General features: G+C 63.3%; 16 protein-coding genes and 1 tRNA gene. 4 read left to right on the forward strand and 13 right to left on the reverse strand.

What is annotated here, in order from left to right; genetic code table 11:
• Nucleotides 1-46 precede the first annotated feature (46 nt).
• Nucleotides 47-122 (reverse strand) — tRNA-Ala (locus ACEPP2_RS13275).
• Nucleotides 123-272: 150 nt separating this feature from the next.
• The gene (locus ACEPP2_RS13280; RefSeq protein ID WP_077548495.1) at nucleotides 273-656 is read right to left on the reverse strand and encodes a TIGR02300 family protein; all 384 of its coding nucleotides are present in this window, start codon (nucleotides 654-656) and stop codon (nucleotides 273-275) included.
• Between the two features lie 213 nt (nucleotides 657-869).
• On the opposite strand from ACEPP2_RS13280, the gene aroA reads away from it, so the two are divergent.
• The 3 genes from aroA to rpsA all read left to right on the forward strand — a co-directional run bounded on the left by aroA (nucleotide 870) and on the right by rpsA (nucleotide 4,730).
• Nucleotides 870-2,237, forward strand: a complete 1,368-nt coding sequence (gene aroA / locus ACEPP2_RS13285) for a 3-phosphoshikimate 1-carboxyvinyltransferase (RefSeq protein WP_395516886.1) — start codon at nucleotides 870-872, stop codon at nucleotides 2,235-2,237.
• Nucleotides 2,237-2,872 (forward strand): (d)CMP kinase, encoded by a 636-nt coding sequence (gene cmk, locus ACEPP2_RS13290; protein WP_281977765.1) that lies wholly within the window; start codon nucleotides 2,237-2,239, stop codon nucleotides 2,870-2,872. Before aroA ends, cmk begins: the two co-directional genes overlap by 1 nt.
• A 151-nt stretch (nucleotides 2,873-3,023) precedes the next feature.
• Nucleotides 3,024-4,730 carry a 30S ribosomal protein S1 gene (rpsA, locus tag ACEPP2_RS13295; RefSeq protein WP_052641115.1) on the forward strand — a complete coding sequence of 569 codons (1,707 nt, stop codon included), beginning with the start codon at nucleotides 3,024-3,026 and terminating at the stop codon, nucleotides 4,728-4,730.
• A 75-nt stretch (nucleotides 4,731-4,805) separates the two neighbouring features.
• Here the strand turns inward: rpsA and ACEPP2_RS13300 are convergent, their stop codons facing one another.
• From ACEPP2_RS13300 to rimP, 11 genes are all read right to left on the reverse strand, one after another.
• The gene (locus ACEPP2_RS13300) at nucleotides 4,806-6,446 is read right to left on the reverse strand and encodes a hypothetical protein (RefSeq protein WP_395516887.1); all 1,641 of its coding nucleotides are present in this window, start codon (nucleotides 6,444-6,446) and stop codon (nucleotides 4,806-4,808) included.
• A gap of 195 nt (nucleotides 6,447-6,641) precedes the next feature.
• Entirely contained in the window at nucleotides 6,642-7,667 is a 1,026-nt protein-coding gene (locus tag ACEPP2_RS13305) for a hypothetical protein (protein ID WP_395516888.1), read from the reverse strand.
• A 95-nt stretch (nucleotides 7,668-7,762) separates the two neighbouring features.
• Nucleotides 7,763-8,389, reverse strand: coding sequence for a ribonuclease D (locus ACEPP2_RS13310; protein ID WP_077548500.1), 627 nt, complete (start codon nucleotides 8,387-8,389; stop codon nucleotides 7,763-7,765).
• A gap of 419 nt (nucleotides 8,390-8,808) precedes the next feature.
• On the reverse strand, nucleotides 8,809-9,738 hold the full coding sequence (locus ACEPP2_RS13315; RefSeq protein WP_244665835.1) for a TonB family protein: 930 nt from the start codon (nucleotides 9,736-9,738) through the stop codon (nucleotides 8,809-8,811).
• Nucleotides 9,735-10,226: a TonB system transport protein ExbD gene (gene exbD / locus ACEPP2_RS13320; protein ID WP_395516889.1), complete on the reverse strand. Its 492-nt coding sequence runs from the start codon at nucleotides 10,224-10,226 to the stop codon at nucleotides 9,735-9,737. Before exbD ends, ACEPP2_RS13315 begins: the two co-directional genes overlap by 4 nt.
• A 3-nt stretch (nucleotides 10,227-10,229) precedes the next feature.
• A complete protein-coding gene (gene exbB, locus ACEPP2_RS13325; protein WP_395516951.1) occupies nucleotides 10,230-11,213 on the reverse strand; it encodes a tonB-system energizer ExbB in 984 nt (327 codons plus the stop codon).
• 263 nt (nucleotides 11,214-11,476) lie between these two features.
• Nucleotides 11,477-12,238, reverse strand: coding sequence for a 2-dehydro-3-deoxy-D-gluconate 5-dehydrogenase KduD (kduD, locus tag ACEPP2_RS13330; protein WP_152341407.1), 762 nt, complete (start codon nucleotides 12,236-12,238; stop codon nucleotides 11,477-11,479).
• Between the two features lie 78 nt (nucleotides 12,239-12,316).
• Nucleotides 12,317-14,986, reverse strand: a complete 2,670-nt coding sequence (infB, locus tag ACEPP2_RS13335) for a translation initiation factor IF-2 (protein ID WP_395516890.1) — start codon at nucleotides 14,984-14,986, stop codon at nucleotides 12,317-12,319.
• A gap of 101 nt (nucleotides 14,987-15,087) precedes the next feature.
• Nucleotides 15,088-15,768 (reverse strand): RNA-binding protein, encoded by a 681-nt coding sequence (locus ACEPP2_RS13340; protein ID WP_077548505.1) that lies wholly within the window; start codon nucleotides 15,766-15,768, stop codon nucleotides 15,088-15,090.
• The gene (gene nusA / locus ACEPP2_RS13345) at nucleotides 15,765-17,372 is read right to left on the reverse strand and encodes a transcription termination factor NusA (protein ID WP_281977755.1); all 1,608 of its coding nucleotides are present in this window, start codon (nucleotides 17,370-17,372) and stop codon (nucleotides 15,765-15,767) included. The genes ACEPP2_RS13340 and nusA overlap by 4 nt, the downstream gene beginning before the upstream one ends.
• 49 nt (nucleotides 17,373-17,421) lie before the next feature.
• A complete protein-coding gene (gene rimP / locus ACEPP2_RS13350; RefSeq protein WP_281977754.1) occupies nucleotides 17,422-18,009 on the reverse strand; it encodes a ribosome maturation factor RimP in 588 nt (195 codons plus the stop codon).
• Nucleotides 18,010-18,241: 232 nt separating this feature from the next.
• Here rimP and ACEPP2_RS13355 point away from each other — a divergent pair, with 232 nt between their 5' ends.
• Entirely contained in the window at nucleotides 18,242-19,870 is a 1,629-nt protein-coding gene (locus tag ACEPP2_RS13355; protein WP_395516891.1) for an MFS transporter, read from the forward strand.
• Nucleotides 19,871-19,876 lie beyond the last annotated feature (6 nt).

Genomic DNA, 19,876 nt, shown 5'->3' on the forward strand with positions numbered 1-19,876 from the left:
GAGGACTCTCGTTGAGAGCGCAACCTGACGTGATATGGGACGATTTTGGTGGAGCTAAGCGGGATCGAACCGCTGACCTCTTGCATGCCATGCAAGCGCTCTCCCAGCTGAGCTATAGCCCCATCAGGGTGGTCCGGCGTAGTGTCCGGTCCTGGGAAACTCAAGGCGTGTCGCCCGGAGTGGCGGCTTCTTACTTCCGGTTTTTCGAGAGTGCAAGCCGTAAATTCGTGGCCCGGCGAAATTTGTCGATCCGCCGGGCAGTTGCTGGAGGCTCAGACTTCGTCGTCGTCGCCGGTGACGCCGATGATGCCGGTCATGTCGTCATCGTCGTCGTCTTCGTCGGCTTCCAGGAAGGTGTCGTCGTCGTCGCCTTCGATCTCGACGTCGTCATCGCCCATATCGGGAAGATCGTCGCCGCTGTTATCGTCGCTGTCGTCATTCGAGACCAGTTCGACATCCGTGTTCTCGGTGTCGACTTCCTGGATCTCCTCTTCCTCGGCCTGCTCCATCTTCATCTGGGCCGTGTTCTCCTCGAAGAAGGAGAGCGGCCAGGACTTGCCGGTATAGGGAGAGACAACCGGGTCGCGGTTCAGGTCGTAGAACTTCTTGCCGGTATCCGGGTCGGTACGTTTGGTTCCGAGTTCCGCTTTTGCCACTGTGAAAGCCTCGTGAGTCTGGCCGATCAAGTCGGCTTGGCCGCCGGAGCGGCTGTCAACGGGTAAAAAACTAAGCCGGTCCCCATAAGGCCTGCGCTCTTTTCTGTCAAAGGTAAACTTGACCGCCCTTCAGGCCAAATTAGCCGGATGACCGGCTACCTGCTTTATGCTAACGACGCCCGCGAAACCAGGACAAGAACAAAAGGACTTGCCATGTCGCATGGTGTTGCGTTGAAGCCGGCCCGATCGCTGAAATCCGCCGATCTGAGGGGCACCGTCCGGATCCCCGGCGATAAGTCGATCTCGCACCGCTCCTTCATGTTCGGCGGCCTTGCTGCCGGCGAGACGCGCATTACCGGCCTGCTCGAAGGCGAGGACGTCATCAACACCGGCAAGGCGATGCGCGCCATGGGCGCCAGGATCGAGAAGGTCGGCGATGAATGGATCATCCAGGGCACCGGCAACGGGGCGTTGCTGGCTCCGGAAGCGCCGCTCGATTTCGGCAATGCCGGCACCGGCTGCCGCCTGACCATGGGCCTCGTTGGCGTCTATGACTTCGAAAGTACCTTCATCGGCGACGCCTCGCTCACGAAGCGGCCGATGGGGCGTGTGCTCAATCCGCTCCGCCAGATGGGCGTTCAGGTGAAGGCCGCGGAGGGCGACCGACTGCCGGTCACGCTGCGCGGGCCCGCGATCCCGAACCCGATAACCTACCGCGTACCGATGGCCTCTGCCCAGGTGAAATCCGCAGTCCTGCTCGCCGGTCTCAACACACCGGGCGTCACGACGGTTATCGAACCGGTAATGACCCGCGACCACACGGAAAAGATGCTGCAGGGCTTCGGCGCCAACCTGATGGTGGAGACGGATGCCGACGGCGTGCGGACGATCCGGCTCGAAGGCCGCGGCCAGTTGATCGGACAGGTGATCGATGTTCCGGGCGATCCGTCCTCGACGGCGTTTCCGCTGGTGGCGGCCCTTCTGGTGCCGGGTTCCGACGTGACGATCGAAAACGTTCTGATGAACCCGACCCGCACGGGCCTCATTTTGACGCTGCAGGAAATGGGCGCCGACATCGAGGTTATCAATCCGCGACTTGCCGGCGGAGAGGATGTCGCGGATCTGCGCGTGCGGCATTCAGAACTTAAGGGGGTTACGGTGCCGGCGGACCGGGCCCCTTCTATGATCGACGAATATCCGGTGCTCGCCGTTGCCGCAGCGTTCGCCGAAGGCGCGACGACAATGCTGGGCCTGGAGGAATTGCGGGTCAAGGAATCCGACCGGCTGTCCGCCGTAGCGGACGGACTGAAACTCAACGGCGTCGACTGCGATGAGGGCGAGGACACGCTGATCGTCCGCGGCCGCCCGGGCGGCAAGGGCTATGGCAATGCCACCGAGTCTTCGGTCGTCACCCATCTTGATCATCGGATTGCGATGAGCTTCCTGATCATGGGTCTCGTCTCCGAACATGCGGTGACGGTTGACGATGCCGGTATCATCGCCACCAGTTTCCCGGAATTCATGGATCTGATGACTGGCCTCGGCGCCCGCATCGAGCCGGTCGAGAGCAGGGCGGCCTGATGGGCTTCGTCGTCGCCATCGACGGACCGGCGGCAGCGGGCAAGGGAACGCTGTCGCGCCGGATTGCCGAAACCTACGGCTTCCAGCACCTCGACACCGGGCTGACCTACCGCGCCACTGCCAAGGCACTACTCGATGCGGGGCTGCCGCTCGACGACGAGCAGGTGGCGGAAGAGATGGCGCGCGAGCTGGATCTCGGAGGCCTCGACCGGTCCGTCCTGTCGCGCCACGAGATTGGTGAGGCGGCGTCGAAGATCGCAGTCATGTCTTCCGTGCGTCGTGCGCTGGTCGAGGCGCAGCAGGCCTTTTCGCGGCGCGAGCCCGGAACGGTGCTCGACGGCCGCGATATCGGCACCGTCGTCTGCCCGCACGCGCCGGTGAAGCTCTACGTCACGGCCTCGCCGGAAGTGCGCGCCAGGCGGCGCTTCGACGAAATCATCGCCGGCGGCGGCGAGGCGGATTTCGAGGTCATCTTCGCCGACGTGAAGAAGCGCGACGAACGGGATATGGGTCGCGCAGACAGCCCCTTGAGACCCGCGGACGATGCGCACTTGCTTGATACCTCGGAAATGAGTATAGAAGCCGCGTTTCAGGCTGCGAAGAGCCTTATCGACGCTGCCTTGACGAAAGATTGACGACCTGCCGGTGAGCCGGCACGTCAGACTAGCTCGCAGATCAGTCCTTGCGCCGGATTGCCTCCAAAGACGAGGCGGACTGACTTCGAGCGTGTTCAACACGAACCCCCGGCGCATATGTGTCCTTGAACGGACACCCTCAGGAGATTTCATGGCAGTATCTAACCCCACGCGGGAGGACTTCGCGTCGCTCCTCGAAGAATCCTTCGCACAGACCGATCTGGCCGAAGGCTATGTGACCAAGGGTCTGGTCACGGCGATCGAAAAGGACATGGCTGTTGTCGACGTCGGCCTCAAGGTCGAAGGTCGCATCGCGCTGAAGGAATTCGGCGTCAAGGGCAAGGACGGTTCGCTGAAGGTCGGCGACGAAGTCGAAGTCTATGTCGAGCGCATTGAGAATGCTCTCGGCGAAGCTGTTCTGTCGCGCGAGAAGGCTCGCCGCGAGGAAAGCTGGGTCAAGCTCGAAGCCAAATTCGAAGCTGGCGAGCGCGTCGAAGGCATCATCTTCAACCAGGTCAAGGGTGGCTTCACCGTCGATCTGGATGGCGCCGTAGCCTTCCTTCCGCGTTCGCAGGTGGACATCCGTCCCATCCGCGACGTCACGCCGCTGATGCACAACCCGCAGCCCTTCGAAATCCTCAAGATGGACAAGCGTCGCGGCAACATCGTCGTCTCGCGCCGTACCGTTCTCGAAGAGTCCCGTGCCGAGCAGCGTTCTGAAATCGTTCAGAACCTCGAAGAAGGTCAGGTTGTTGACGGCGTCGTCAAGAACATCACCGATTACGGTGCGTTCGTTGACCTCGGCGGCATCGACGGCTTGCTGCACGTCACCGACATGGCCTGGCGCCGCGTCAACCATCCGTCGGAAATCCTGTCCATCGGCCAGTCGGTCAAGGTTCAGATCATCCGCATCAACCAGGAAACCCACCGCATCTCGCTCGGCATGAAGCAGCTTGAGTCGGATCCGTGGGATGGCATCGCGGCCAAGTACCCGATCGGCAAGAAGATCTCCGGTACGGTCACGAACATCACCGACTATGGTGCATTCGTTGAGCTGGAGCCGGGCATCGAAGGCCTGATCCACATCTCCGAAATGTCCTGGACCAAGAAGAACGTTCACCCCGGCAAGATCCTGTCCACGACGCAGGATGTCGACGTTGTCGTTCTCGAAGTCGATCCGTCCAAGCGCCGTATCTCGCTCGGTCTCAAGCAGACCCTCGAGAACCCGTGGCAGGCATTTGCCTTCAGCCATCCGGCCGGCACTGAAGTCGAAGGCGAAGTCAAGAACAAGACCGAGTTCGGCCTGTTCATCGGCCTCGAAGGCGACGTTGACGGCATGGTCCACCTCTCCGACCTCGACTGGAACCGTCCGGGCGAGCAGGTCATCGAGGAGTACAACAAGGGCGACGTCGTCAAGGCTGTCGTTCTCGATGTGGACGTCGAGAAGGAGCGTATTTCGCTCGGCATCAAGCAGCTCGGCAAGGATGCAGTCGGCGATGCCGCTGCTTCGGGCGAACTGCGCAAGAACGCTGTCGTTTCGTGCGAAGTCATCGCCGTCAACGACGGTGGCGTCGAAGTGAAGCTCGTGAACCACGAAGACATCACCTCGTTCATCCGCCGCAACGATCTGGCACGCGATCGCGACGATCAGCGTCCGGAGCGTTTCTCGGTCGGCCAGGTGTTCGACGCGCGTGTTACCAACTTCTCCAAGAAGGACCGCAAGGTCATGCTGTCGATCAAGGCTCTCGAGATTGCAGAAGAGAAGGAAGCTGTTGCTCAGTTCGGTTCGTCCGACTCGGGCGCATCGCTCGGCGACATCCTCGGCGCAGCTCTCAAGAACCGCGGCAACAACGAGTAATCGCTGTTTCCGAAGACACGAAGGCCGCCGGATGCAAGTCCGGCGGCCTTTTTCGTTATGGGTTTGGCTCCTGCTTCAGGACAGGTCGGCCATACGCCAGTACAGATCCTGAGCATGGTCTGAAAGCTCGTCGCTTTGCACCGCCCCCCCGTCGTCGTCCTCGGGCGAGGGATCGTCCTCCGGATCGCCGTCCCCGCCCTGCGCATCCTGATGCGACGATCGATGGCCACCGTCCTCATCGATGGGCGAGACCCTTTCGACGTCGCGTTCTTCCTCATCCGGCGCCCGGGGCGCTGGCGGATAGGTCACCAGGACCTGCGCCAGACCTTCGCGTGCCAGCATGGGTGCTGCCAGAATATATGCGGCCGGATCAGCCACCAGATGGGGAGCCGCAGAGACGTTGGCCGTCACCTTGTTGCCCAACGCCGGCGCGGGGGCCGGAAGAGCGCTTTCGGTGTCTGCCGCGCGCGCCGCGATTGGCTCGCCCGATTGTATCAAGGGTGAGGCAGGCGCTGGGCGGGCAATCTGGGTCGCGCCGTCCTCGGCCGACTGTTCTGCCTGGACGGGAGCAAGGACCTGGGGCACCGGCGCCTTGCTGGCGCCTGTGCTCTCCGACGCAGAACCGCCCGGTGCGGAATTCTGAAACAGGACGTTCTGTATGAACCTGTTCTTCGGATCCTCTACCGCCATCTGGGCGAAACGTGCCAGCGCGGGGGCGTCATAGATGACGGGCGTTCCAACGTGGCCCGACATTGCCGGACGCGGTTCGACCACTACCTCGGCGCGGCTGGGGAGAGATTTTTCCGTGGCCACGGAGCTCCCGCCGGCTCTCGTTTCCCCCGGCCCTGGGAGTTCAGGGGATCGGGCTGCGGGCGGAGTGCGATCCGGATCGGAACCGTCAAGCTGCATCGGAGACATGCCGCCGCGCGTGACCGGCTGTGTCGATTGCTGTGGTCTCAGCGAAGGAACACCGGCGTCCTCTCCTCCTTCCGCAACCGCTCCCTGTGCGGGAGGTACCGCCGTGACGACGCTCGTAGGGGAGGTCGGACCAGCGGTGGCAGAGGCTGCGGCGCCCCGGACGTGCGCCGCCGGCACTGCGGCAGGCCCTTGATCGCCTCCGGCGGCCTTCGCAGGAAGCTCGGCTGGCGCTGGAGCCGCGCCCGCCAGCGGGGTGCGAACCGAGGCAGAAGCGGGAGAAGCGGAGGAGCCCACTGCAGCGTCGTTCTGGCGGTAGGAGCTGACGACGGCCCAGGTCGCCAAGTCGCGATCGGCTGCCGGTGCGCTTTCCAGATAAGCGGTGAGGCGTGCCGCCTCCGGTCCGAGCGGATTGTTCAGGATTTCGGTGAGGATGCGAAGCGTGACGCCGCGTACAAGCTGGGCGATGCTTTGCTCGAGTGCGGCCCGCTGCGACAGGCTCAGCGACTTCAGGGCTTCCGCCAGCCGGTTTGCATAGTCGACAAGGCCTTCGCCTTCGCGTCGGCTGATCTTCAGGAAGCTCCCGATGGTCTCGGCGAAGATGGAAAGGCCCTGTGCCAGCTGCACCTGGCCGGACAGGGAAAGGATATCGATCCGACCGCCGCCCAGGAGGTTTGCAGGCAAAGGGGTCGTGGCAGCTGAAACGCCAGAGGTGGCGGCGAGCGAGGCGCGCATCGCCTGCCGGCCCGCATCCTGATAGTCGACAGAGGCGCTCAACGCGGCGCCGATAGGCGGCAGCATGACCTGCTCCATGTCTTCGCGGTGGGCAAGACAGATCGGCTACTGCGGTTCAGTGTTTTCGCGACGTACGGCGCTGCGGCCGCGACGCCTCATGGCGCCACCTTTGCCGATTGATTGATTAGAATGCGACCAAGGTCGTTAAGATTTCCTTAATGACCAGAACCGACGGAAGCGCCTTGCCTTCACGGTCGTGGGCTACGCCGCGAACTTTCTCTTCAGGAGTTCATAGAGTCCGATATCGTCGACGAAGATCGGTAGAACAGGGGCGGCGTTCGCTGCGACGAGCGCCATCTCCTCGATCGCTTCAGCGGTCTGTTCTGTCACCTCTTCCGGCTGCTCGACGGCACCGGTCACATCCGAGGGAATTGCAGGCGGCTCCTCCGCTGCGGACTCCGCATCGGTCTTCTTCGCCTGCTCCGCATTCGCTCCCAGGATCAGGATCAGTTCGACGCCAGAAGCAGCGGCGTCTGCCTTCGGCTCGCCGATCCCCTCCGGCTTCAGAGCGCTGCCGTTCTGGGCCGCCACGACGTCCTGCATGTCCTGGACATCTTCCAGCTTTTCGGAGGCTTCCAGGGCCTGGATATCCTTCTGCCGTTCTGCCCGCGTTTGGGCATCCTCGACACGGGTCGGATCATATCCCTGCGGCCCGAGCTTCAGCTCTTCCAGTGTCTTGGGATCGGCGACATCCTCGAGGCGCTGCAGGACTCGGGCCACGTCGAACGCCGCACCGCCACCGTTGGCGGCTGCCGCAAGCCCTTCTAGAAGGCGTGCGTTGTCGTCACCATAGGGGTTCTTGATCGCCGCGATGACAGTCGCGAGAGAAACGCCGGCCGCCTTCAACCCGAGTTCGTCTTCAAGCCTGGCGATCGCGGTGTGATCGAGGCCGAGCTGCTTGATTGCCTCTTCGATTGCTCGTCCAAGCGAGAAATTCGACCGGTCTTCCTCAAGATCGATGCCGAGCTTCGCCGCCAGCCGCTCGGTCAGCTTCAGCTTCAGCTCGTTAGCATCCACATTGTTGATGCCGAACAACGCCTCAGCGATCTTCTCCCGTGCGCGCCGTATCTCGATGCTCGCGCTGACCTTGGCCTCGACGACAGGATCTCGCTTCTCGCCGCTCGCCTTCTCCTGGTCTTCCCGGCGCCGCTCGTCGATGCTGTCGAGCGTCGCCTGCATGACGTTCGTCGCCGCGAGCCCCGCTGTCTGCTGCGTCGGAAAAAGCATGATCCCACCGAGATGACCCAATCGCCGCCGAGGCTATGGCAGAGTGGTTAATGCGGGGATAACGATGGGGAGCAGGCATTCTGAGAAAAGGCGCATCAACTGTGCGCGAAGATGTCGGTCTCTTCCCAGCCCAGGAGGTCGAGTTTGGAGCGCGTCGGAAGAAATTCAAAACACGCCGCAGCCAGCTCCATACGGCCGTCCCGGCGGAGACGGTCTGTCAGCCGGTCGGCGAGCGAATGCAGGTAGAGAACGTCCGATGCGGCATATTCCATCTGTGCGGGCGAGAGCGTTTCGGCGGCCCAGTCCGACTGCTGCTGGGCCTTCGACACGTCGATGTCGAGGAGCTCCTTCAGGTTGTCCTTCAATCCATGACGATCCGTGTATGTCCGCGTCAGCCGTGATGCGATCTTGGTGCAGAAGACGGGCGTGGTGGTGACGCCGAAGGTGTGGAAGAGGACGGCGATGTCGAAGCGGCCGTAGTGGAAGATCTTGCGTCGTGAGGGATCGGCAAGCAGGCCCACGAGGTTCGGCGCTTCCTTCTGGCCGGCGGCGATGCGAATGACGTCCGCCGTTCCGTCACCGGGGGAAAGCTGCACAACGCAGAGGCGGTCACGACGGGGAACAAGTCCCAGGGTTTCGGTATCGATCGCAACGTCACCCGTATAGCGGGCGGCATCGGCCGCGGAAATATCACCTTCGTGGTAGCGAATGCTGCTCATCATCTGCCTCGTCGTTTACTCATGAGGCAATGCCACAGCGGCCGCTCCGCGGCAAGCTGGGCCAGCGGTCGCTTCGGAAGACATAGAAGAAGCTCTGCAAAAAACGCATTGCTGCAATGCAGCAAAGCCCTTGGCAATGCATCCGGCGCAGCCTATATCTCAATCATCGAAACGACGCACTCCTCCTCCCAGCGTCGTTAGATGAGATCGGCAATCTCCTCCTCCTCCCAATTGCCGATCATGTTTAAAGCCCGACGCACCTCCTCCCGCGTCGGGCTTTTTCGTTTCAGGACATAATCATCCTCAGTCGCAGCACGAGCCGTGCAAAAAGCCGGCAGGCCAATTGTCGCGCGGTAAAGGGCCGAACCCCGCAGGTCCACGTGCCGCTCGGTGGAGCGTCGAAGGGTGTCAGCTAACCCCGCTCATTCGCATCTCAGCCCCTGATCGAGATAGCTCGGGACGCCGGCAGGCGGGGCAGGGATGGGGGATGCGCGGCGCACGGCTGCGACGATGTAGCTGTCGATCGCCGAGTTCCCGGAGGAGCGCGAGAGTGAGACGTTGGTGATATTGCCGTTGCCATCGAAGCTGAATCGTACGGCGGCTGTGCCGGTGTCATTGCCGGGGCAACGACGCGCGTTGCGCGCGATCTTCGCCTGAACGCGCGACTTCCATTTCGCGGGCGTGACGGAGGGTTGGGACGAGCCGGTGGTGGTCTGATTGGCTGCCGTGCGCTCCGAAGGCTTCGCCTGAAGCTTGGCCTGCTGCGATGCCTTGGAGGCCTGCGGCTGCTTCTGGACGCGCTTGGGCGGCTGCTTCTTCGGCTCCGGCGGCGGTGGAGGCCTCGAGACTGGCAAAGGAACTTCGACATTCTCGAGTGCGGCGATCATCTGCTCTTCCAGCGGGTCGATCTCCTCCACCGGTTCCGGTGGCGGCTCGGGCACGGTCTTGGTGATCTCAGGCTCAGGTTCGGGCTGAGGCTCCGGCTCCACCGGCTCAGGCTCCGGTTCGATCGGCTCGGCGACTTCTTCCGGCGGAGGTGGCTCGACCGGATCAGGCAATGGCTCCGCCAGCGGCTCCTCGGCGGGCTCCAACTGCCGGCTGGCAACTTCTTCGGAATCGACCTCCTCGGTCGCGACCTGGTTTTCCTCGGTATCCGCCGCTTCCGGTTCCGCCGCAAGTTCGATCATGATCGCTGCAGGCGGCCCCGGCTCGGCCGGTGCGTCCGGCTCCTGGCGCAGAAGAACAGCGGCAGCGGCGATGTGCGCCGTCAACACCACCATCGCAGCGGACGACCATAGTGCCAGCTCTCCGAGCCGGCCGGCACGGCTGAAGCGGGGAGTGGAGAGCGTCACTGGCTCTCTCCGCTTGCTGGGGCGGCTGCTGTGGCTCCCTGTTCGGCGGAGGCAGACGGCGCTGCGCCGGACAGTGTCTCAAGCCCGACCAGGGCGATCTTCAGGTAGCCTGCGTCCCGCAGCAGGTTCATGACCTCCATGAACTGGCCGTATTCGATCGCCTTGTCGGCGCGTAGGAAGATGCGGGTCTCCTTGTCGCTCTCGGTGACCCGATCCAGCGTCGCCGCCAGTTGCTCGCGCTGCACCGGATCATTGCCGAGATTGAGGCCGAGGTCTTCCTTGAGCGTAAGATAGAGGGGCTCATCGGGGCGCTGCGCGGGCTGCGCCGACGAAGCGGGGAGGTCGACGTTCACGTCCACCGTCGTAAGCGGCGCTGCCACCATGAAGATGATCAGCAGCACCAGCATCACGTCGATGAATGGCGTGACGTTGATCTCATGGTTTTCGGCAAGGTCGTCGCCGTGCGTCTCACGAATACCGCCGGCCATGGATCATTCTCCTGCCACGAGAGAGACAGGCACGTTGCGGTTGCCGGGGGGCACTCTGCGGAAGTCGAGGTCGCGGCTGACCAGTCGTTCGACCCCGGCGGCGGCATCAGCCAGCAGCTGGCGATAGCCGGTGATGGAACGGGCAAAGACGTTGTAGATCACGACAGCCGGAATTGCGGCCACAAGACCGATCGCAGTCGCGAGCAGCGCCTCGGCAATGCCGGGTGCCACGACGGCAAGGTTGGTCGTCTGCGACTCTGAAATGCCGATGAAGGAATTCATGATCCCCCAGACGGTGCCGAAGAGACCGACGAACGGAGCGGTCGAGCCGATGGTGGCGAGAACGCCGGTGCCGCGTGACATGCGCCGGCCTGCATAGGATTCGATGCGGGAGAGCGCCGAGGCCACGCGTTCCTTCACACCGGCACTGTCTGCGTGATCGAGCGCAGCTTCTGAAAGCCGAATCTCGTCCGCCGCAGCGCGCAGCATAAGGGCCGCCGGCCCACCACGCTTCCCAAGCTCTCCGACGGCATCGACGAGCGTTGCGGAGTTTCGAATGACCCTCAGCGTCCGGCCCGCCCGCGTACGGGCTCCCGCGAGTTCCAGCGTCTTGGCCAACCAGACGGTCCAGGTGACCAGCGAGGCGAAGGCGAGACCAATCATCACGCCCTTGACCACCCAGTCAGCGGCCATGAACATGCCCCATGGCGACAGGTCGTGGGGGATGTCCGAGCGTTCGCCGGCAGGCAGGATGTCCTGCATCACTGTCGGGACATTCTCGATCAGCCCTTCCGAGGCGCGCGGCCGTTCGTCGATGGTATCAGCAGAGGGTGGAATGTCCGCAGGCGTTTGCTCGGTGGGCGGCAAGGTCTGCGGGGCGGGTTCGGATGGATTGGCCTGCGATGTTGCGGCTGGCGGCGGAGCGGCATCCTGGGCATTGGTCGCAGGTGCAGCACTCAGAAGCGCGCCGACCAGGAGGGGCATCATGAGATGGTGATGAAAAGGACGGGCGGACGCAATCGTCATGTCAGAAGCTCTCCGGAATGCGAGCCTGATCGTCGTACGACCCGGGCTCCGGACTGAAGACCGGCCTTGCCGGTCTCTCTTACGGCCTCTCGATAATAAACATGACTTTGGTTGGCAACAAATAAATCTTGAACCCGACAATCCGGATTAGATCTTGTCGGTGAACTTCGCTTTCCGTGCATGCCATTACCGCGTCGCTGCGGCAATGGCATGCCTTGGGCGGATCAGCGGGCGAGCCAGCCACCGTCCACCGGCAGTACAACGCCGTGGACATAGTCGGACGCCGAAGAGGCAAGGAAGACCGCTGCGCCGCCAAGTTCGTCGGGTTTGCCCCAGTGCCCGGCTGGAATGCGCCCAAGGATTGCGGCATTGCGGTCCGGGTCGTTCCGCAGTGCCTCGGTATTGTTGGTCTCGAAGTAGCCTGGAGCAATGGCATTGACGTTAATGCCCTTGCCGGCCCACTCGCAGGCAAGCAGCCGCGTCAGCCCCGCTAGCCCGCTCTTCGATGCGGTATAGGAGGGGATGCGGATGCCGCCCTGGAAGGAGAGTAGCGAGGCGATGTTGATGATCTTGCCGCCCTTGCCTTCCGCGATCAGGTGGCGGGCAAAGGCCTGGCTCAGGAAGAAGACGCTCTTCAGGTTGACGTCCATGACGTCGTCCCAGTCCGCCTCCGTGAAGTCCACGGCGTCGGAACGGCGAATGATGCCGGCATTGTTGACGAGGATGTCGGCACGGCCCGTCCAGGCCAGGGTCTGCCCAACAACGTCCTTCACCGGTTCGATCGTGGAAAGATCGGCCTTGATGAAGCGGCACTTGCCCCGGCCGCCAGCGGCGATTGCCGCTTCGGTCTCTTCCATTGAAGAGCGGCCGACCAGGGCAATGTCTGCCCCGGCTCCCGCAAGTGCGACAGCGATGGCTTGCCCGAGACCGGTATTTGCTCCGGTAACGATTGCCGTCTTTCCCGTCAGGTCGAATGAAATGGTCACGTCTGCCTCCTCCTCATGTGACAAGAAAAAAGCCGCCGGAAATCTCTTTCCAGCGGCCCTTGATGCTGTTCCCGTCGCTTACAGCGTCCGGGTGATATGCTCCACGCGGAAGCACTCGATGACGTCGCCGGCGCGAATGTCCTCGTAGTTCTCGAAGGCCATGCCGCATTCCTGGCCGACCGGCACTTCCGCAACCTCGTCCTTGAAGCGCTTGAGCGTCTTGAGCTTGCCTTCGTGGATGACGACGTTGTCGCGCAGAAGGCGGACGCCTGCACCGCGTTCGACCTTGCCTTCCGTGACGCGGCACCCGGCAACCTTGCCCACCTTGGTGATGTTGAACACCTCGAGGATCTCGGCATTGCCGAGGAAGGTTTCGCGCCGCTCCGGCGAGAGCAGGCCGGACATCGCCGCCTTCACGTCATCCACCAGGTCGTAGATGATGTTGTAGTAGCGGATCTCGATGCCTGAGCGCTCGGAAGCCGCACGGGCCTGCGCATTGGCACGAACGTTGAAGCCGATGATCGCGGCATTGGAGGCCTCGGCGAGCGAGATATCCGACTCCGTGATCGCGCCAGCACCGGAATGGACGATGCGGACCCGCACTTCGTCCGTCCCGAGCTTCTCGAGCGCGCCGGCAATGGCTTCGATCGAGCCTTGGACGTCGCCCTTGATCAGCAGCGGGAACTCCTTCAGGCCGGAGCTCTGGAGCTGGCTCATCATCTGCTCGAGCGAGCCGCGCGAGCCGGACTGGCGAGCGGCCGCCTTGTCGCGGGCAAGCCGCTGCCGGTACTCGGAGATCTCGCGTGCACGGCTCTCGCTGTCGACGACCGCGAAGCGATCGCCGGCGGCGGGCGTGCCCGACAGACCCAGAACCTCCACCGGCATGGCCGGTCCGGCTTCCTTCACATGCTCGCCCTTGTCGGTGACCAAGGCGCGGACGCGGCCCCACTGGTCGCCGGCAACCAGGATCTGGCCGGGCTTCAGCGTACCCTTCTGGACGAGGACCGTCGCGACGGCACCACGGCCGCGATCGAGCTGAGCTTCGATAACGGTACCCTCGGCCGTCCGGTTCGGGTTTGCCTTGAGGTCGAGGATTTCCGCCTGCAGCAGGATTGCTTCGAGCAGCTTGTCGAGATTGGTCTTGTTCTTCGCCGATACCTCGACGTCGAGAACCTCACCGCCCATGCTTTCCACGAAGACTTCGTGCTGCAGGAGTTCCGTGCGGACCTTCTGCGCATTCGCCGTCGGCTTGTCGATCTTGTTGATCGCCACGATGATCGGCACGCCGGCCGCCTTCGCGTGATTGATGGACTCGATTGTCTGCGGCATCACGCTGTCGTCGGCAGCGACCACGAGGATCGCGATGTCGGTCGCCTGCGCGCCGCGGGCGCGCATTGCCGTGAAGGCGGCGTGGCCGGGCGTGTCGATGAAGGTGATCTTCTGGCCGTTCTGCTCGACCTGATAGGCGCCGATATGCTGGGTGATACCACCAGCTTCCCCCGCGACCACATTGGCCTGACGGATGGCGTCGAGCAGCGAGGTCTTGCCGTGGTCGACGTGGCCCATGATCGTGACGACCGGCGGACGCGGCTCCAATACGCCTTCTTCGTCGGCGACGTCGAAGATGCCTTCCTCGACGTCGGACTCCGAGACACGCTTGACGGTATGACCGAACTCGACGGCGATCAGTTCTGCCAGGTCGGCGTCGATGACGTCGCCCGGCTTCATCATCTGGCCTTCCTTCATCAGGAACTTGATGACGTCGACAGCGCGTTCGGACATGCGCTGGGACAGTTCCTGGATGGTGATCGTTTCCGGCAAGGTCACCTCGCGCATGACCTTCTCGCGCGGCTCCTGCATCTGGCTGCGGCGGAACTTCTCCTGCCGACGGCGCATCGCAGCCATGGAACGGCCGCGGGCGTTGCCGCCATCGTCGTCGGTGCTGACGGTGGTGACCGTCAGCTTGCCGCGGCGGCGCTCATCCTCAGTTTTCGGACGTGCGGGCGCCTTGGCGGGCGCCGGGGCAGCTACGCGCCCACGGACGGGAGCTCCGCGTGGCGGACCGCGGTCGTCGTCTTCCTCGTTGCCAGCCTTGCGTCCGCGACCGATGACCGGTTGTGCGGGAGCAGCAGGCTGCGTGCGCGAAATGCCCGGGCGTGCATCTGCGGCACGCTCCGCTGGTGCAGGCGTTGCAGCCGGCGCCGGTGCTTCCTCGACGGGCACTTCTACGGGAGCCGGTTCGGCGGCGCGACGGGCAGCCTCTTCGGCTTCCTGCAACCTACGGCGTTCTTCTTCTGCCTGACGACGCGCTTCGTCTTCGGCACGCTGCTTGGCTTCGATGACTTCGCGGGCCTGCGCTTCAACCAGTGCACGGCGACGTGCATCCATTTCACTGGCAGACAGGTCATGCAGTACCGCACCCCGGGGGCGCTCGCCTTGCCGCTGCTGTGGGGCCGGCGCCGCAGGGCGTTGGGCCTGCGTTGGTTGATGAACGCGGGTTGCCGGCGGGTTCGGCTGCTGCGGGCGCGGCGCAGGTGCGGCAGGCTCTGCAGCACGGGGCGTCGGTGCCGTAAATGCCGGCTTGTCGTCCTCCGGGCGGATCGGACGGCGCTTGCGGGTCTCGACCACAACCGCCTTCGTACGACCCCGGCCCATATCCTGGCGCACAGTGCCCTGGCTCACTCCCGAAGGCTTCAGGGTGAGGGTCTTCTTAACCCCAAGCGTCTTGTCGTCTTTGTTGTCGGTCATTCCGTTCCTGTTCCTTCAAACGAGGACGGATGGCGTACATCAGACCTCGTTTCTCAATGCATGTCTCTCGGTGCGGCGGCCGGCTGCTGCCGGTGACCGCGTCATGTCTGTGGCCGGCGGGCGCCGCCACCTGCTCCCGATTGACCGGCACCGCGGTACTTTTCGAGCATGGTTGCGCGCTTCACTACACCCTCACCCGCCTGTCCGGCAAGCGCCGCGGCATGGATAAAAGCATTCTGGCCTAACAGTTCGTCCATTTCCGCCCCGGTGAAGAACGAAAACGATGGTATGTCTTCATCGGCATCGGTGCCGAGCCTCCAGGCCTTTCTGGCCTGGTCGATCTTGCGCACGCCGTCGGCCGCAGCATCGGCTGCATGGAAGACGGCAACCGCCGCACCTGAACGGACGGCGGCATCCACTTTCATGGCGCCGCTGACGAACTGCCCGGCCTTGCGGGCCAGGTTCATCATCCCGGCGAGATCGGCTGCGATCAACCGGTCGACGAGGGCGCCGAGGTCAGGGTCGGCCTGCACGTCCCGCTTCAGGGCACGCGAGAACAGCTTTCGCTGGACTGCCCGCTCAACGAGCGCCCGGTCCGTCTTGACCCAGCACCCGCGCCCCGGAAGCTGCCGCTTGAGATCAGGAACAACCTTCCCATCGGGGCTAGCAACGAACCGGATCAGCATCTCCGGCGCCACCGTCTCGCGGGTGACGATGCAGGTGCGATCGTTCACGACCAACTCCGCATCGTCCTGCTCCTGTCCGACTTCTCCGGCGATCATTCCTCGGCGACGGCTTCCGCCTCCTCTTCTTCTTCCGGCTGGTCAGCGGCGAGATCTTCCTCGGTGATCCAACCTGCAAGCAGGCGGGCCTGGACGATCATGTTCTCCGCTTCGGCACGCGACACGTCGAACTTCGAGAACAGACCTTCGAACTTCTTCGTTTCGCCGTCCTTGCGCTCGCTCCAGCCGACAAGATCGTCGGCGGCGCAGCCTGCAAAGTCCTCGACGGTCTTGATGCCGTCCTCGCCAAGTGCCACCAGCATCTGGCCGTTGAGGCCGTCGATCTGGCGCAACTCGTCCTGGACGCCCAGTTCCTTGCGCTTGGCGTCCATCTCCGCCTCGATCTTCTCGAGGTATTCGCGGGCGCGCGTCTGGATTTCCTGGGCGGTATCCTCGTCGAAGCCCTCGATGGAAGAGATCTCGTCAAGCTCGACATAGGCGAGTTCCTCGACGGCCGCGAAGCCTTCGGAGGCCAGTACCTGGCCAACCATCTCGTCGACGTCGAGCGCTTCCATGAACAGGTCGGTCCGCTCATTGAATTCCTTCTGGCGGCGCTCGGACTCTTCCTGCTCAGTCAGGATGTCGATGTCCCAGCCGGTCAGCTGCGAGGCCAGGCGGACGTTCTGTCCGCGGCGGCCGATGGCGAGCGACAGCTGCTCGTCCGGAACGACCACTTCGATGCGTTCTGCATCCTCGTCGAGAACGACCTTCGCCACTTCCGCCGGCTGCAGTGCGTTGACGATGAAGGACGCCGGGTCGTTCGACCACGGAATGATGTCGATCTTCTCGCCCTGCAGTTCGCCGACAACGGCCTGCACGCGGCTACCACGCATACCAACGCAGGCGCCGACCGGGTCGATCGAGGAGTCATTGGAGATCACGGCGATCTTTGCGCGCGAGCCCGGGTCGCGGGCAACGGAGCGGATCTCGATGATGCCGTCGTAGATTTCCGGCACTTCCATCGTGAAGAGCTTCACCATGAACTGCGGATGAGTACGCGACAGGAAGATCTGCGGGCCGCGCTGTTCACGACGCACGTCGTAGACATAGGCGCGGACGCGGTCGCCATAGCGCATGGTCTCGCGCGGGATCATCTCGTCACGGCGGATGATGCCTTCACCACGGCCCAGATCGACGATGACATTGCCGTACTCGACGCGCTTGACGGTGCCGTTGACGATCTCGCCGACGCGGTCCTTGAACTCGTCATACTGGCGGTCACGCTCGGCTTCGCGCACCTTCTGGACGATGACCTGCTTGGCAGACTGAGCGGCGATACGGCCGAAATCCATAGGCGGCAGCGGGTCGGCGATGAAGTCGCCGATCTTGGCGTCCGGGTTGCGGTCGCGCGCCAGTTCCAGGGGGATCTGCGTGCCGTAGTCCTCGGCCTGCTCGACCACTTCCAGCAAGCGCTGCAGGCGAATCTCGCCGGTCTTCGAATTGATATCGGCGCGGATGTTGGTCTCCGAACCGTAGCGCGAGCGCGCCGCCTTCTGAATGGCGTCGGCCATCGCGGCCAGCACGATCTCGCGGTCGATGACCTTCTCACGTGCCACTGCATCCGCGATCTGCAGAAGCTCAAGCCGGTTTGCACTCACTGCCATTGTCGTTCGTCTCCGTCAGTCGAAATCTGTGCGGCCGATGGGCCGGTTGTTACTCGTCGTCTTCGCCGTTCTGGTTGGCCGCCTGGGCCTTGGCCAGCTTGTCGGCGCGCAGCGCATCCCGGATCAGGTCATCCGTCAGGATCAGCTTGGCTTCCGAGAGCGCCGTAAAGGGAATGGTGACACTCAGCGCCTCACCATAGGCTACCTGGTCGCGCTCGATCGTGAAGCCTTCGTCATTCGTCTCGACGATCTTGCCGCGGAACCGCTTGCGGTTGTCGATCATGATCGACGTCTCGCATTTGACGACATGGCCCTGCCAGCGCGAGAAATCCGACTTGCGGACCATCGGCCGGTCGATACCGGGCGACGACACCTCGAGATGATATGCCTTATCTATCGGATCTTCCACATCAAGGACAGGCGAAATCGCGGTCGAGATCGTTTCGCAATCCTCGACGGTCATCGTGCCGTCATTCCTCTCGGCCATGACCTGCAGCGTCAGCCCGTTCTGGTTCATCAGCCGGACGCGCACCAAGCGGTAATCCATTGAGGCAATCACCGGCTCGATGATCTCGGCGACCCTAAGGTCAAGCCCGGTTTCGATGATGATGCGTGGTTCGTGTTCGGTATGCGACATGGAAACTTCCGGTCGTCGTTGCCAGATGAGCCTTGGCCCGTGTCGATCGCCTAACAAAAAAGAGCGGGTCCCGGTCAGGCCCCACTCTTCATCAAACGATCAAGAATATAGGCTGCATATACGTGGTCTAGCCGGCTTTTGCAAGGGCGGCGGCCAAGCCTCCTCCGGACTGGCTTCTGCCGGAAGCCGCCCTATACTTCGAGCCTCATCTGCAGCCGAGTTGGAATCCCGCGTGACAGACACCCGATCGCCGTTCGCGCCGCTGCGCCACCAGACCTATCGCACCATGTGGCTCGCCAGCCTCGCCTCCAATCTGGGTGGCCTGATCCAGGCGGTTGGTGCGGCCTGGATGATGACGGCCCTCACCACATCCGAAAACCTCATCGCTCTGGTGCAGGCGTCGACCGCCCTGCCGATCATGCTTTTCTCCGTGGTGTCGGGTGCCCTGGCGGACAGCTTCGACCGGCGCAGGGTCATGTTGGCTGCGCAGTTCCTCATGCTCGTCGCCTCTCTGCTGCTGGCGGTCTTCGCATCCTCCGACCTCCTGACGCCTGGGCTGTTGCTGATGTTCACCTTCGTCATCGGCTCCGGGACAGCCCTTCACAATCCATCCTGGCAGGCGTCGGTGGGCGACATGGTCCCGCGCCCGGACCTGCCCGAGGCGGTTTCCCTCAACAGCGCAGGCTTCAACATCATGCGCAGCGTCGGCCCGGCACTCGGCGGCGTCATCGTTGCCGCGGCCGGTGCGGCCACTGCGTTTGCCATCAATGCAGTCAGCTATTTCGCACTGATCTATGCGCTTTTGCGCTGGAAGCCGGATTATCCGAAGAACCCGCTCCCCCGCGAGACCCTCGGCAGTGCCATCTCGGCCGGCTTCCGCTACGTCGCCATGTCGCCGAACCTCGAAAAGGTAATGGTGCGCGGCTTTGTCTTCGGCCTGTCCGCCGGTTCAGTGCTGGCGCTTCTTCCCATCGTCGCCCGTGACCTCCTGGAGGGTGGGCCACTGACCTACGGGATCATGTTCGGTGCGTTCGGCGTCGGCGGGATCGCAGGAGCATTCCTAAACGCAGGCATTCGCCAGCAGCTGAGAAGCGAGCAGATCGTCCGAACGAGCTTCACGGGGTTTGCCCTGAGCGCAGCGACGATCGGGCTCAGTACATCGAGCGTGATCACCTTCCTGGCGCTGGTTCTCGCCGGAATCTGCTGGGTCGTCACCCTGTCGCTCCTCAACACCGTGGTGCAGCTTTCGACACCCCGCTGGGTGGTCGGACGTGCTCTTTCCCTCTACCAGACCGCCACGTTCGGAGGCATTGCTGGCGGCAGCTGGCTCTGGGGTTACTGGGCAGAGGAATTCAACCCCACCAACGCGCTGGTCATGTCCAGCCTGTTGATGCTGGCCGGGGCGGCGCTCGGATTGCGGCTGCCCATGCCCGATTTCCGGTCACTGAACCTCGATCCGCTCAACCGCTTCGTAGAGCCCTCGCTCGGCCTGGAGATCCAGCCCCGGAGCGGGCCGATCGTCATCCAGGTAGATTACGACATCGCCGATGAAGACCTGCCGGAGTTTCTCTCGCTGATGGCCGAGCGGCGCCGGATCCGCATTCGCGACGGTGCGCGCAACTGGGCGCTGATGCGTGATCTGCAGTATCCGGAAATCTGGACCGAGACCTATCACGTGCCGACATGGGTGGAGTACGTCCGGCACAACCAGCGTCGCACGCAGGCCGACGCAGAGACGACGGACCGGATACTGGCCCTCCATCGTGGCGAAAAGGTTCGGGTTCACCGGATGATCGAGCGGCAGACGATCCCGTCAACAAGGGACGATGTGTTCCATCAGCCGCATATCGATACGCACTGAGGAGGG

Source organism: Pseudorhizobium flavum (assembly GCF_044142885.1).
GTDB lineage: Bacteria > Pseudomonadota > Alphaproteobacteria > Rhizobiales > Rhizobiaceae > Neorhizobium > Neorhizobium flavum.